General features: G+C 47.9%; 7 protein-coding genes, 15 tRNA genes and 2 rRNA genes. 1 reads left to right on the top strand and 23 read right to left on the bottom strand.

Going from position 1 to position 14722, the window contains the following annotated elements:
* Positions 1 to 23: 23 nt before the first annotated feature.
* The 6 genes from M1K58_RS15090 to M1K58_RS15065 all read right to left on the bottom strand — a co-directional run bounded on the left by M1K58_RS15090 (position 24) and on the right by M1K58_RS15065 (position 11089).
* A complete protein-coding gene (locus M1K58_RS15090) occupies positions 24 to 4403 on the bottom strand; it encodes a cysteine peptidase family C39 domain-containing protein (RefSeq protein WP_256759688.1) in 4380 nt (1459 codons plus the stop codon).
* 45 nt (positions 4404 to 4448) lie between these two features.
* Positions 4449 to 6362 carry a beta-N-acetylhexosaminidase gene (locus M1K58_RS15085; protein WP_256759687.1) on the bottom strand — a complete coding sequence of 638 codons (1914 nt, stop codon included), beginning with the start codon at positions 6360 to 6362 and terminating at the stop codon, positions 4449 to 4451.
* Entirely contained in the window at positions 6359 to 7195 is an 837-nt protein-coding gene (locus M1K58_RS15080) for a carbohydrate ABC transporter permease (RefSeq protein ID WP_256759686.1), read from the bottom strand. Before M1K58_RS15080 ends, M1K58_RS15085 begins: the two co-directional genes overlap by 4 nt.
* Before the next feature lie 25 nt (positions 7196 to 7220).
* The gene (locus M1K58_RS15075) at positions 7221 to 8156 is read right to left on the bottom strand and encodes a carbohydrate ABC transporter permease (RefSeq protein WP_256759685.1); all 936 of its coding nucleotides are present in this window, start codon (positions 8154 to 8156) and stop codon (positions 7221 to 7223) included.
* Positions 8157 to 8258: 102 nt separating this feature from the next.
* Entirely contained in the window at positions 8259 to 9749 is a 1491-nt protein-coding gene (locus tag M1K58_RS15070; protein ID WP_256759684.1) for an ABC transporter substrate-binding protein, read from the bottom strand.
* Positions 9750 to 9811: 62 nt separating this feature from the next.
* On the bottom strand, positions 9812 to 11089 hold the full coding sequence (locus M1K58_RS15065) for a Gfo/Idh/MocA family protein (protein ID WP_256759683.1): 1278 nt from the start codon (positions 11087 to 11089) through the stop codon (positions 9812 to 9814).
* Between the two features lie 248 nt (positions 11090 to 11337).
* Here M1K58_RS15065 and M1K58_RS15060 point away from each other — a divergent pair, with 248 nt between their 5' ends.
* A complete protein-coding gene (locus M1K58_RS15060; protein WP_256759682.1) occupies positions 11338 to 12330 on the top strand; it encodes a LacI family DNA-binding transcriptional regulator in 993 nt (330 codons plus the stop codon).
* Positions 12331 to 12801: 471 nt separating this feature from the next.
* On the opposite strand, the gene M1K58_RS15055 is transcribed toward M1K58_RS15060, so the two are convergent.
* The 17 genes from M1K58_RS15055 to M1K58_RS14975 all read right to left on the bottom strand — a co-directional run.
* Positions 12802 to 12887 (bottom strand) — tRNA-Leu (locus tag M1K58_RS15055).
* A gap of 18 nt (positions 12888 to 12905) precedes the next feature.
* Positions 12906 to 12982 (bottom strand) — tRNA-Arg (locus M1K58_RS15050).
* A 14-nt stretch (positions 12983 to 12996) separates the two neighbouring features.
* Positions 12997 to 13070: transfer RNA gene (locus M1K58_RS15045), tRNA-Cys, on the bottom strand.
* Positions 13071 to 13086: 16 nt separating this feature from the next.
* Positions 13087 to 13161: transfer RNA gene (locus M1K58_RS15040), tRNA-Gly, on the bottom strand.
* Between the two features lie 6 nt (positions 13162 to 13167).
* Positions 13168 to 13241, bottom strand: a tRNA-Gln gene (locus M1K58_RS15035).
* Positions 13242 to 13265: 24 nt separating this feature from the next.
* Positions 13266 to 13341, bottom strand: a tRNA-His gene (locus M1K58_RS15030).
* A gap of 23 nt (positions 13342 to 13364) precedes the next feature.
* Positions 13365 to 13438, bottom strand: a tRNA-Trp gene (locus M1K58_RS15025).
* A 14-nt stretch (positions 13439 to 13452) separates the two neighbouring features.
* A tRNA-Tyr gene (locus M1K58_RS15020) sits at positions 13453 to 13536 on the bottom strand.
* A 16-nt stretch (positions 13537 to 13552) separates the two neighbouring features.
* Positions 13553 to 13628, bottom strand: a tRNA-Thr gene (locus M1K58_RS15015).
* A gap of 23 nt (positions 13629 to 13651) precedes the next feature.
* Positions 13652 to 13727 (bottom strand) — tRNA-Phe (locus tag M1K58_RS15010).
* A 68-nt stretch (positions 13728 to 13795) separates the two neighbouring features.
* Positions 13796 to 13872: transfer RNA gene (locus tag M1K58_RS15005), tRNA-Asp, on the bottom strand.
* Positions 13873 to 13909: 37 nt separating this feature from the next.
* Positions 13910 to 13986 (bottom strand) — tRNA-Met (locus M1K58_RS15000).
* A gap of 108 nt (positions 13987 to 14094) precedes the next feature.
* Positions 14095 to 14169, bottom strand: a tRNA-Glu gene (locus M1K58_RS14995).
* 21 nt (positions 14170 to 14190) lie between these two features.
* Positions 14191 to 14283 (bottom strand) — tRNA-Ser (locus M1K58_RS14990).
* A gap of 3 nt (positions 14284 to 14286) precedes the next feature.
* Positions 14287 to 14362: transfer RNA gene (locus tag M1K58_RS14985), tRNA-Asn, on the bottom strand.
* 29 nt (positions 14363 to 14391) lie between these two features.
* A 5S ribosomal RNA gene (gene rrf / locus M1K58_RS14980) occupies positions 14392 to 14508 on the bottom strand.
* 99 nt (positions 14509 to 14607) lie between these two features.
* Positions 14608 to 14722, bottom strand: a 23S ribosomal RNA gene (locus M1K58_RS14975); the annotation flags it as partial.

Raw genomic sequence — 14722 nt, 5'->3', positions numbered from 1 at the left:
TTTAATTTGTTAAGGATATTCGCTTAGTTCTTCCTCACTGTAATGGATTTCAACGGTCCCCATTTACCTCGCGAATCCTTCGCATGAACGAATACCGTGTGGTACCCGCTCGACCAGGACGAAACGTTGATCTGAGCCGTCACCTGCTCTGACTTAGCGCTGAATAATCCGTCATGCGCAGTCATTGGCGTCCCGCTCCCCTCGAACCCGACCGAATCCACGAAATATTCCGCTCCAGCGATGTTGCCCCAGCCCGTATCCGTTTCGTCAGCAAGCGCCCGGATCGTCACCCTTGCGCCTCCCTGCGTTTCTCTCGGAGTTGCAGCCGCATTCTGTATGCGAGGTCCTTGAGCGGAAGTTTTGATCATCGTTTCCGTATAGAACGGTCCCCAATTCCCCGCCTCGTCTTGTCCATGAATATATAGCGTATGTTTACTGTTCTCCGCCCATCCAGCGGCAGATACCGTAGCAACAAGAGATTCGCTCATCGAATCGAAGCTTCCGTCTACTGCTCCCATTGGTATGCCCGAACCGTTCGTTCCCGGCGCGTCGACGAAGTATTCCCCAGCAACGATCCGGGAACCGCCATGGTTGTCGATTCCATCATCCACGTTAGCGGTCAATAAGAATGACGATAGTCCGTCCGTAATGCCGCGCGGATTCGTACCTGCCACAACCGTTATCGGTCCTTGCGTATCACCTGCAGACGATTTCGTCACGTTCACTTTTACGGACTGGGTCGGCCCCCAGTTCCCCGCGCTATCCATAGCTCGCACATAGACGATCGGCGTCGTCTGTTCCTGCCAGCGCGTTTCCGCGAATGCGCGAATCAGATCGACGTAAATCCTTTGGGGAGCACCCGAAGCGGGAAGCATACTGTCATCCACGCTGAATTCGATCGACTTCACGCTCTCGAAATTGAAGACTCCGTTCCCTCCGGTAATCGAATCGTAGTTCTCTTTGAAGTTCCAACGTACGTTTTTCCATACATCAATCGGCAAGCTGCTATCACCGTAGAACGTTGGCAATGAGGCTTCGAGCACTGTGCCGTCAACGTCCTGCAGCTTAACCTGCAATTGGCTTAGAGGAGCCGTTACGTCCTTCAACCAGAAGGACAACGTATCCAAACCGGATAAATTCTGCAAGCTTGCACCATAATCCTTGATTGCCGTTAGCTTATCCGAAACACCGTTATTGTTGTTTCCGACATCGAGACGCAGCAATCCCGATTCCGGGTTTCTCGTCGCCGTGCCACTCCAATCGGAAATGTCCACCATATCATCGATCAGAATCGGCTCTGTCGAAGCAATCGTCGGGATGGCAATCGTCACCGAAGCTCCTTCAGTTAAACTATCGAAAGTCCCGTCTGTAGCCGTCATGTCAATGCCTTGTCCCTGCTTCTGTACGGTATCGACGTAATATTGTACCTTCGCCACCGGTTGTCCGCTAGAATTCGCCGTAGCGGAGAGCAAGATCGACGTCAACCCGTTCGTCGGATTGGACGATACGGCCGTACCTGTCACGATGGGTCCTCCCGCGACTGCCTTCACGGATACGGAATAGCTCGTATCCGCGACCGAATAGCGGATTCCATCGAAGGAAGTTGCTCGGACAAAGTATTTTTTCGACGAATCCAGACCGCCCGTGTTCCAATTCACCGTATAAGGACTTGCCATAGCCGTACCGATCGGAATCCACGTATCGTTCGTGCCGTCGTTGTATTCGAACGCGACCGAGACGATCGGCGCTCCGCTAGGAGCAGCAAGCGCACTTACCGGAACGTTACCGTTGTCGACGACGTCAAAACTCCTCGGATAGCTCATCTCCGCGTAAGGTTTGCCTTCCGTGGCGCGGATCTGCTTGGACATATCCGTCACCGCCGCCCAGCGTCGGTCATTCATCGGATTGCCGTCATTATCAACGAAGTTCCATTCGTTCGCCCATTCGTCCCCGTCATAAGTGAAGAAGGAGATCCCGCTTAAGCCTCCTTCGAAGTTCGTCCAGAGCGAATCCTTGAAATCGGCGATTTCATCGAGATTCAACGGAGCTAAGCCGATATGCCTATAGTTCCTTTCGTTCATATTGGGGATCAGCTTACTCGGAGACCACGATTGCGTATTCGTCGCATTCGTCTTCCCCATTCGCCATGCGGTCTGCTTCAGTCGATCCGTCCACTGGAATCCCCCGTAATTGCCGAGCGTTGCCCAATCCATATACCACGGATGATCTTCGCCCGTATCATACCAAAGATAATTGATATGATGAGTATTAACCCGCCTGTTGATTCCTTTTGCGCTATCGTTCATACGCGCTTGATCGGCATAGTAAGCATAGTCGCCTGCGGCATTAGTTTGCAGCTTATTCGGCCAATACACTTCGAGCTCATTAGCATTCAAGTAGCTAATGATTTGGTTCATTGGATCGTAAACAAAAGTTTGGCCGGAATCGCTAGCAGCGAGCGCATTAAGCCCTGCGTGGTCCAGTGAGTTATTATTGGCCACGGGAAATGCCTGCCGAACGATCTTTAAGCCAAGCTTCTGCGCTAATCCGGCATTTTTGGTGATCACGTCATCTCGGTGATTTTCGTGCGAGACAATGAAATCCACCCCGTGCTTCGCCATGTCTTGGAGCGTTTTTTCGGGCTGCACAAGGCTATGGTGATACATCCCGATCTGAAAATCGTCGGCCGCGTAATCGTGCGACGTCGGCGCGAGCATAGGAACGTCTTCTTTACTTCTCGTCCACTCCTTGCTCGTCATGGCCTCCAGATTATCCAATGAATAGTAATTATCCGATATCCCCTTGACCATCGTGTTATCATCGACGATGACCTCGAAGCCGGTTATATTGCCATAATCCATGACCCCGTTGCCGCCGACAATATCGTCCGTCTGCGTTTTGAATGGCCATTCGATATGCCACCAACTACCAGCAACGAGCTGGGAGCCCCACAAAATGGAATCCAAGCGGATATAGTTAACCGTTCCGTCAGCATCCTTAATGCTGAAGATCATCTTGTCCGTGTCCTTGCTGACCAGAATCCAGAAGGATAATACATCCTGAGACGATAGATTGGCGAATAGGCTTTTCGTGGCGGAATAACTATTGGCAATCCCGTCATTGTTGTTCGGAACCTGGAAGGTTACGGACGCCCGGGATGCATCGCGATAGTTATTAGTGTTCACGATGACGCTCGATCCGGGCGTCGCCGTCCATCCGGCCGTTCCATCAAAGGAGTCCAGCATCATTCTGTCTTTGTATTTAATCGCTTGCAGGTCATCGATGTAGAAGTCCGTACTAACCCCGACAGGCAGTTCGGAGTCCCGGGTTACGAAGACGATCTCTTTTAACTGATCGAAATTTATAATGCCATTTCCACCGACGATCGTTCCCGGATCTTCTCGGAAATTGATTGTTCCCTTGTACCATTTGTTAGCCAGCAGCGTTCCTCCCGCCGTCGGAAACATTTTCGCGAGATTGAATTCTTCTGAAGTCTGATCCGTGTCGGTCATACGCACGTTAAAGAAAGTCAGATTCTGAGTCGGTTTGATCCAATAAGTTAGCTGATAATACCCGGTCAAATTATAATTGACGTTCGCCCTATATAATGAAGGATACTCTACGATTCCGTTGTTATTATTCGTCACCGTATATTTGATGCTGGAGGTGCCTTGCTTCACCTGTACTGTCGAGAGAGCAAGACTGGAGCCAGAGGTCGCGTTCCATGCGGTCGCGCTATCCATAGCATCGATCTGCATCGTGTCATAGAGATCCGAATTCGCATAGAAATTCAGCTCGTCGATATAAAAGTTGACTTGCTCCGATTTCATGTTAGCGGGACGGCCATCCGTCGATGAGAACGAGATTTTCTGAATGGCACCGTAATTCATCGCACCGTTTCCTCCGCTCACCACCCCATCGAATTCCTTGAAATGCCACTGTACCTGAATCCATTCATCCGGCATGACCACTGAAGGGAGATGAGCACTGCGTACGACCTGTGACAGTTTCACTTTGCTGATCGTCCCGTCTGAGTCTTGCAGACTGAGCTCCAGGAGCGGATCTAGCGTATCCGTCTGAATCCAGAAGGACATGACGTCATGACTTGCCAAATTCAAATTCGGAGAATAGGTCTTGGATACAGAGGTCGTGTCGGGAATGCCGTCATTGTCGTCTGTAACCTTAAAATTCATGCTGGAAGACCCTTGGAACACTTGGGGAATACCGGAATAAGTACTCATGAAGCCGTTGCTTGGATTCGCCAAAGTCCAATTGCTTATATTTTCCATATCATCCTCTATAAGAGGCGCTGCTTTAACAATATAGCTTGGAGAAACTGGAATCGAACAGAAACCAACAATTGCAATGAATCCCATCAAGAGTAACTTCCGACTTTTCTTCATCTTCATGCCCTCGCTTATCATAGAATATGAGCCATTGGTCGTCATCTAAGTCATCGTTCCAGCACTCGCAATTCGGTGATAGGAAATAAAATAGTCAGTTCCCGCTACACCCCGTCTTTCTCTATCATCAAAATACAGTCTCTGCTCCTCTAACTCCTCTAACCGCGATGCAACTCCGTTCAAGTAATCGGTCACGCGATCCATCGCCGTCCTAAGTCTGGCTGTTACGCCTCCATATCTTAAATCCAACACCTCCCAGCCAAAAGGCTTGTTCGTTGCCATCCACTGATGACGATGCGTGACTCTCAAAGCTTCTACCCGTAGAAGGATTTCAGGTAACTCGATTGCTGCTATATGCTCCAATGACTGACGATCACTAGAATCGTAAGCTCGTTTCATCCGTATGCCTAAGTCCGCCTTCAATGCGAGAACATCGCTTAATCTAGCAGGAAGCTCGAATAGTCGCTGCGAGCTTCGGCTAGACGTAGCAAGATCACGATATTGATTCGCTAGCCGTTCATAATGCCCTGAAACATCAATATCCTGGAAATGCTTGTCGAATAGTCCCAACAATACATCCTGCCATAACAAGTACTTGGATGGATTGGACAAGTCTCCATGATCGGTTAGAAGTCCTGGAATATCATCCAGTTTCTCTAGATTCATATAATGCTCATACGGAATTCCCGTACAGAATTCTGTCCTCTGTCTCAGCTTTTGCTCGTCCAACACTTTGGAATACGCATGCTCCGCGTATAACTGTAGTCCCGGAAGAATAGACCAGAGATGACTTTCTGCACCGTTATCGCCCCACGCCGTCGCGAATACTTCCCTTACGCCTTCTTGCTTGCACGCTTGTAAGCCCGCGTTTGAGCACTTCATCGTACGATCATAATGCGTGCAAAGTCCGAGCCAGGTCCATATGCCGCCGGCGAATACCGGGTTGGATCCTAGTTGACGATGCTTTCGTATCATAGTCTCGTAGAACTCCTGCTCGTAATGGTAATAATCCCAATATACGAGCTGGGTCCCCCGAGAAATTCGGCTGACATGAGATTCGTCGACGACGGCTTCGAGATCATAATAATCGTGTGTCTCAGAACCGATTCTGAAGAACATATCGCTCCAGATCATAGGCTCTAAGCCATAAGACTGTGTTATTTCGTTCACCTTGGACAAATGGTCATTCATCATTTCGAACTTATCACGGTTCCCATAGAGATCAAGCGCACGTCCGCGCCCTAAACCATGAGCCTCGTCCATTCCGATATGGATTCTTCGGCTGCGAAAGATTTGCGACGCGCTCCCCACCATTCGATCGATAAACTCATAGGTACGATCCTGACCGACCAGAAGCACATCGTTGGTATCTCTTAACTCCGTCGAAGCTTCCCACTTCAAGAAGGTCTCCAAATGCGCAAGCGTCTGAATGCATGGAATTAATTCAATCCCCAATTCCTCGGCGTACGCGTCGCACTCCCTTAATTCCTCCGGCGTATATCTTCCCCGCATATATCCGAAATACGGCTCGTCTTCCACTGTATAAGTATCCTCGGTATATAGCATCAGCATATTCATGCCCATCAAAGCCATATAACGCAGTAATTCTTTTACGCTATCCGTTGTCGCAACCGCATTCCGGGAGCAATCGAGCATGAACCCAATCGTATCGAATTGCGGCTCCTCCCTGATCTCGAAGGGCTCGCTCAAGCTTAGAGATTCGGCTAACAGTCCAATCGCACGAAACAAATGATGATTGAGCCCATAGCTTATCTCGGCTCGGACACCATCAAATTTTACGATCAGCTCGGTACTCGTTTTAGTTCGAACTAACGTAACAGGAAGACCTCCGTTAGCTGTCCATTTTAACTCTAGCATGCCGCAAATCGCTTCTAACCCGGTCTCCAGTCCGGTATAATCACCGAAAAACGACCATTCATATGGTTTCGTCGTGCTCATCCTTTCATCGCCCCCATCGTAGCACCCTCCATAATTCTCTTTTGGAAGAGCACGTAGAATATAATAGAAGGAACCATAACGATCATGACTCCAGCGAACATCGTCACCCAATCCGAGGTATATTGCATTTTCATATTTGCCTGGTACATATTAACACCGATCGTATACTTAGAAGGATCGCCTAAATAGATAAACGGTCCCAGGAAGTTGTTGTACAACCCAAGGAATTTAAAGATCGCTACGGTTACGATTCCCGGAGTGGACAGGGGAACCATCACTCGCCAGAACGTCTGGAATATCGTTGCTCCATCCATATGCGCGCTCTCCTCCAAATCTTTTGGAAGAGAAGACATGAATCCACCAAGCAGCATGAGGAAAAAGACGTTTTCTCCGAAGCTGTCCAAAATGATTAGTCCTGATAGACTATTCGTTAGGTTCAGAGATTTCATTAAAATGTATTGGGGCACCAGAGCGTTAATCCCCGGTAAAAATAACGAAAGCATGATGAGTCCCCAGATTAGCTTACGACCTTTAAACTCCATGCGAGTTAATGCGTATGCGTTAAGCGTCGTGAGAAAAGTACCCAGCACTAAAGCTACGCCAACATAGTACAATGTATTTAATAAGGACTGGCCAATATCGTAGCTATTCCATGCCTCCGAATAGTTGCTCCATTTTATATCCGTCGGTAATGCCCATATATCTTGAAAAAACTCTGGATTCGTTCTTACCGATTGGTAGAGAATCCAGATCACCGGAAATAGAATGGATACCGCCCACAGAAACAGCAGTATTCTCCATATTCCGTCCATTAAAGTTCTCCGCTCCGTCATCTGTCGCCTCGCCTCCTTTCCTGTGCTAGAACTCTACGTTTTCCTCTGGATACACCTTGTCGATAATCAGCTTGGCTCCGACCAGAATAACGAACAGGAGCATTCCGATAGCTGATGCGTACCCATAGTTGTGATATTCTTTGCCAAACGCGAGATTGAACATGTACAGACCGATAACGTCCGTCGAGCCTTCCGGTCCCCCATTGGTCAAGATCATGATGATCTCGAAGCCTTTCAACGAACCGAGTATGACGAACACGACACATACACGAATGACTCCACGAATAAGAGGAATTGTAATCCGAAACAGGATTGTCATTGGACGAGCGCCTTCTAAATAAGCGGCCTCATAGATGGATTTCGGAATCGCACTCATCGCATTGATGAAAATGACGACATATAGCCCCACTCCACCCCATACCATAGGCAAAACCAGCGCCCATATCGCCGTTCTTGTATCGCCAAGCCAATAGAAATCGTTCATATTCATACCGAATATTTCAAGAAAACCATTTAACAGTCCGAAGCTTCCGTCGAAAATAAAAGACCAAAGCAAGGCAACAACAACCGTCGAGAGCACATTCGTAAAGAAGAAGATTACCTTATAGAACGCATTCTCCTTATACGATTTATTGCTCAATAAATGAGCTAGTAACAAGGAAATGAAAACGATCAGAGCGGGCACGACAATCATGTACAACAAGTTATGATATAGAGCACGCCAGACGAATTCATCCTTGACCATATTCACATAGTTATCAAAACCGACAAACTCAGCATGACTTAAACCGTCCCAGTTCAATAAGGAATAATAGACCGACATCACATTAGGGTACAGAGTAAACAAAATATAACCAAGCAGCGACGGGGCAATCGCAATGATCAAAAAGACCGTTTTCTGCCTTCTAGACTTAGCCAAACCTGTCCGCTTCCGAGCACTTACTCCACTATCGGCATTCAATGCGTCTCCCCCTTTCTTGAATAAATGAACGGGAGGAATCCGATTCCTCCCGAACAAAGCTGTTATTTTTATGAACGATTGCTGTAAACGATCATTTGAAGCTTACTGTTTAGGACGGTCTTTCTCAATCGCGATTTGCTTAAGCTTCTCCGCCTTCTCTAGCACGGATGCAGGATCTTTCTTCCCTGTTGCAGCAGCTGTAATCTGTTCGCTCAACAGCTTCTCGGCTTGTCCGTGCTCTGGACTTGTAAGTCCGAACGTATGCCGATAAGAAATATACTCCACGTTATGCTTTGTCGCATATTCCATAACAGCAGCCTGTGTCGGCTGAAGCTTCGCAATACGAGCAGGGTCTTCGCCGAAATCCAATCTTCCCGGATACGTTCCAGCTTCCGATGCTAACGATACTTGGATTTCAAAGTCATACAGACTTAAGATAAATTCCTTTGCCCACTTCTTATTAAGATCTGGCTTGCCCTTCCAAATAACGAACGAGGCATCACCAACTCCGGAATTCACGAATACGGTTTGATTCGGATCATTGACCGCCGGTATGGCCATGAAGCCCCATTTGAATCCTTCAGGTGTAGTTTCCTTCATCTCGTTGCCAACCCAATCCCCTGTGGAGACAAGTGCAGCCTTGTGCTGCAATACTTGCATTTGAGATTGCGTATGGTTCAGTGCTGCAACACCAGATGGGAAATAGCCTTTCTTCCCGAACTCATACATCCGATTCCATGCTTCTTTGTTTTCAGGTGTCGTGAGGAGCGGTCCTTCGAAATCGCGGAAATTTTTCACGTAAGTATCGAAGCTTCCGTTAGCCTTAGCCAAGTCGAATTGCAAAATATTAAAAGTGTAGTCCGTTAAGTAACCGGCATATACGCCAGGGAACGTAATTGGAATGACACCGTCGGCTTTGATTTGATCAAGCAGTGCCACGAATTCGTCCCAAGTGGCCGGATTTTTATTCCACCCCTTCTCGTCGAACAGCTTCTGATCGAAGAACAGTCCTGCCGTATAACCATTTACCGGTACTCTAGCCGTAAATCCGACGCTAAGCGATGTCTCATAAGCATCGTCGGAGATGACCGAACGCAGTTTTTTGCCGGGCTCGCCCGGAAGATCGCGATCCCACAAATCATCCTGCGGCTCTAATTTACCGGCATGTGCTAAGCGATCAAGCTGACCGGGAGCCAAAAAATGCGGGATAAAAAGATCGAACATGTCATCATCTTTACCTGCTGCGATCTTAGGCTCAAGAATGGTATTCAAAGTCGGTGTCGAGGTGATGTCGAAGGTAACGTTCGGATATTTCTCGGTAAACTTCTTAACCGCTAAATCCATCCAAGCGCGACCGCCTCCGGCTTCCCAGAAACCCATCTGTAAAGTGACTTTGTCGTCCTTTGACAAGCCATTATCATACACGTTGGATTCGCTTGCTGAACTCGAAGCGCTCGCGCTTGCACTCGGGCTTTCGCTGGATTTTGCGCTCGCTGTGGAACTTGCTTGCTCGTTGTTCTTATTGCCCCCGCATCCCGCTAACAGAACGACAACCATAACAAGTGACAACAATAATGCGTTTACATTTTTCATTGATGTGACCCCCCAATAGTTTTTATTCAGTTGAAGCTATATGAAGCTGGCAATAACTCAGCTCAACTGCCGATCGTTATGGCGTGTTGAGCGTTCAGACCCGAGATAGTCACTGAACTCCCACCCGCAAGTCTGGATTGCTCCGCTGCGAAAGCCATCTGGTGACTTTGCAATGAGGCTTCAGCCGATGTTAACGCTTGGCCGACATTCCTGTTCTCTTTCCGGACTTCCTTCAAGAATTCTCGCATGAGGCCTTCATCACCGCCACCGTGACCCCCTTCTTCTACCGCCACTTGGATGTCAATCGCTTCTTTTCCGTAGGGATATAGAACAAGTTCGCTTTTTTCCATGTAGCCTCTAATTTCGCCCATCGTGCCCATGACTTGAACCGTTCTAGAAATATCGTGTGAGAAGCCGGACATCGTAAAAGAAGCCGTCGAACCGCTCTCGAATTCCACATTCACAACTTGATGATCGACCACGTTATTGTCGCAACGGTACACGCACCGTCCGAACGGTCCTTCCTCAATCGCATGTCTAATTGACGCCCGTGACAAATCATTCGTTATGAAGCGAGAAAACTCGTGAGAATCATCCTCCTCGTAGATTCGAACCGCGGAATACGGACACTCTCTCTCGACAGCGCAACCGTCCGTACATCGAGGCGTCGAACCGATTGGCGCATTCTCTTGACGGAAATGTAGTAATGACCCATACGAGCTGACTCTCTGACAACGCTCATCGATAAGCCAGGAAAGAATATCCATGTCATGACAAGATTTCTGCAAGATCATTGGACTCGTCTCTTCAGCCTTATTCCAGTTTCCTCGCACGAAGCTATGCGCCATATGGAAGTAACCTACATTTTCGCTTAACTGAATTGAAACGATCCTTCCAATGGCACCACTTGCGATAGTTTCCTTAACCTTCGACCAGAAGGGTGTATAACGCAGTACATGACTTACTGTAAGATGACGGTCATATTCGCGGGATGCACGAACCATCTCGACGACCTCTTCCTCGGTGGGAGACATCGGTTTCTCCAGTAAAACATCGTACCCAAGCTCTAAAGCTTTCATTGTCGGTGCAAAATGCATTCTATCTTGCGTGGAAATGACGGCAACATCCGCTATTTTCACATTTGATAGCACCCGTTCCCAGCTCTCGTACACCTGATCGGATTGAAGTCCGTGCTCAGTTGCCGCCAGCTGTCTGCGTTCTTCATTCGGCTCTGCGACTGCGACGATTTTCAATTCTTCCGGATATTTACTCGCATATTTACCATACACGAATCTTCCTCTCGCACCGGCTCCTACGAGTACTGCAGTAATTTGATGCACAATGTTGTATGACCCCACCCTTCGATGCTTCGCAACATACATCGATAAACTTGATTTCACAGCAATCATAACGCACGTTATATTTAGGTGTCAATGCTGTTTTTAAACAAAAATAAACATTTGAAAGCTCTTTTATTTAATGTTTTTTCTATTAAACAAGTATTATCCGCTTTAAATTGACGTTTTCTACCTAATTAAGGTATAATATAACCAGCGTTATATTGTTGCATGTAGAAGGAGAACGACTGATGGTTACGAAAAAGGAAATCGCGGAACATCTAGGCATTTCGCGCACAGCCGTTTCCCTTGTATTGAACAATACGCCTAGCAGTACGATCTCGATCGAAACCCGTAATCGAATTCTACAAGCGGCCAAAGAGCTTGGCTACCGGGATGTTGAAGTGTCCCCTAAGCTATGCTTCGTCCTGTTTGATCGGGATGCGAATGATCCGCGTTATATGGCTGATCTGCAAATCATCGAACAAGCGGCTAGCAGCTTCAATTATGGAATGGTCTTCATGAACATTACGAATACGCCGGATTCACTGAACAAGCTGCAGAAGGCGCTAGATAGCCAGGAAATCGAGGGTTACATCGTATCAGGTGACGTAAATGAGAAATTCATCGATTTATTCCGCCTTTCCGGCTCGTCCTACATCCTCTATGGTCTGCCCTTGCGAAAGGCGGACAATCTTAATTATGCGGCATTCGACGATAAGAAACTGGCTTATGACGCGACTTCTTATCTCATCTCGCTAGGACATACCCGTATCGCAATGTTTATGGGGAGCTTGGACTATACAATTCATCAATTGGCTTTAGAAGGATATTATGAGGCGCATGAAGCAAACGGAGTTTCGATCGATCGATCACTAATTCAAATCAGCAACGATGAGAACGGATATGAGCTATGTAAGCGAGCCGAGATGCTAAGACTGGATTACACGGCAGCCTTTTGTACGAATACCGTCATCCAATTTGGGGTTCTTCAACGTCTTCAGAGTACCGGAATATCCGTTCCTGACGATATCAGCTTGATCGGCTCCGGTTTCACCGAACTCGTGAAAGTAAGCGTTCCCCAACTGACAACCTTTTACGTGTCCGAAGCGGAGAAAGCAAAAACCGTTACCCTGTTGATCGATATCATCAATAATCGGAATTCAACTAATCTGTTCGCTAGCTTTACGGAATTCATTCGCTTCGAGGGCGGGACTACAGCTATGAAGAAAGTGAAAATATAGCGTACAATCAAACTGGGATTAAGAACTTGAGTTAGCAAAAAGAGGCTGTTTCAGAAATTCAATTCTGAGACAAGCCTCTTCTTAGTCTGTTTATGACTCGAGCTGGAATATTCGGTCGTTCATCATGGCGTCGAGCGACTACTATATTCTTCTTTTTATGGCCTCTCTTGCGGTCTCAACTGCATGTGCTTGTATATCCCTTTCCTGCCGCGGTAGCTGCCATCTACGTATGTGTAGCAATTATTAGACCACTACGCGATACGTCTATCGCACGAACGTATCGTACGGCTTCATGAAGCCGGCTCTACCTGCTTACGCTCAGAATCCGCATTGCGATCAAAAAGCCACCGTGTATTCGCCACAACCAGTGTTATCCCGACTAATTTAGGAATAAACGTCACCAGATTATAAAAAAAAAGATCATCTCCTAGATCTTTTAAGATCTAAACGAGATAATCGTCTGTTAAGTAGTGGTGCCGGTGAAGGGACTTGAACCCCCACTCCCTTGCGAGAAACGGATTTTGAGTCCGTCGCGTCTGCCATTCCGCCACACCGGCATATTCAGTTTTCTTACTTGGCGCGCCCTGAGAGATTCGAACTCCCGGCCTTTTGATTCGTAGTCAAACGCTCTATCCAGCTGAGCTAAGGGCGCAAGTAGTAGAGCTTTGGAGGCGCCACCCAGACTCGAACTGGGGGTAGAGCTTTTGCAGAGCTCTGCCTTACCACTTGGCTATGGCGCCAAAGTCTAGATTACTTTGGAGCGGAAAACGGGGCTCGAACCCGCGACCTTCTCGTTGGCAACGAGATGCTCTACCACTGAGCTATTTCCGCATATAATGGCTGGGGATCAAGGATTCGAACCTTGGATGACGGAGTCAAAGTCCGTTGCCTTACCGCTTGGCTAATCCCCAACAGCTATTTGTACTGAGTAAAAATGGGGCGGACGAGGGGAATTGAACCCCCGAATGTCGGATCCACAAACCGATGCGTTAACCACTTCGCCACGACCGCCATGATCGTATTGTATAACTTATTGGCAGGGGCAGCAGGAATTGAACCCACACTAACGGTTTTGGAGACCGCTGTTCTACCCTTAAACTATGCCCCTATGTAGAGTAAAACTGGTGGAGGATGATGGATTTGAACCACCGAACCCGAAGGAAGAGATTTACAGTCTCCCGCGTTTGGCCACTTCGCTAATCCTCCAAGATTAGATAAGAAATGGTGCCGACTAGAGGACTTGAACCCCCAACCTACTGATTACAAGTCAGTTGCTCTACCAGTTGAGCTAAGTCGGCGCGTATTATTCTTTTTTACTTAATGGTGGCTCGAGACGGAATCGAACCGCCGACACGAGGATTTTCAGTCCTCTGCTCTACCAGCTGAGCTATCGAGCCGTAGTAGATCTTACAAGGGCAAATCCGCTGTCAATTCGGATTGTTACGCCATTGTTTCAAGTAAAGAATGGCGGAGCTGACGGGATTCGAACCCGCGGTCTCCTGCGTGACAGGCAGGCATGTTGGGCCACTACACCACAGCTCCATGTTAATTTTCGGTAGTGAACCGAAGGTAGTTCAATTGGTTGCGGGGGCAGGATTTGAACCTGCGGCCTTCGGGTTATGAGCCCGACGAGCTACCGGGCTGCTCCACCCCGCGTCGTTATTCAATGCTTAGTTTCTTAAGCGACATTTCTTATCATAACCTATATCGCTTATGAATTGCAACCCTCAATTTATGGTAATTCTTTTGGTTGAGGATATTAATTGGTGACCCCTAGGGGATTCGAACCCCTGTTACCTCCGTGAAAGGGAGGTGTCTTAACCGCTTGACCAAGGGGCCATGCTTATACGAAAAGGATTGTGGCGGAGAGAGAGGGATTCGAACCCTCGAGACGCTTTAGACGCCTACACGATTTCCAATCGTGCTCCTTCGACCAAACTCGGACACCTCTCCATGTGGCTCCCCGAACAGGACTCGAACCTGTGACAACTCGATTAACAGTCGAGTGCTCTACCAACTGAGCTATCAGGGAATATAAGCAAAGTAAATCTTGTAAATCCGGCCTGGCAACGTCCTACTCTCCCAGGACCCTGCGGTCCAAGTACCATTGGCGCTGGAGGGCTTAACGGTCGTGTTCGAGATGGGTACGCGTGGAACCCCTCCGCCATTATTACCAGACCAGACTTACTATACAAGGCTTGCGCCTTGAAAACTGGATGCGAAGTAAAGCTTTATAGAAGAAGTGGTGTGTCATATGTCTTGCAGTGTCAATTCGCTTAGGATAAGCCCTCGACCTATTAGTACTCGTCAGCTCCACACATTGCTGCGCTTCCACCCCGAGCCTATCAACCTCGTGTTCTTCAAGGGGTCTTACGAATTGGGAAATCTCATC

Source organism: Cohnella sp. WQ 127256 (assembly GCF_024519285.1).
Taxonomy (GTDB): domain Bacteria; phylum Bacillota; class Bacilli; order Paenibacillales; family Paenibacillaceae; genus Cohnella.
Note: the sequence above shows the minus strand (reverse complement) of the source record. Positions and strands in the feature narration are given on the sequence as shown.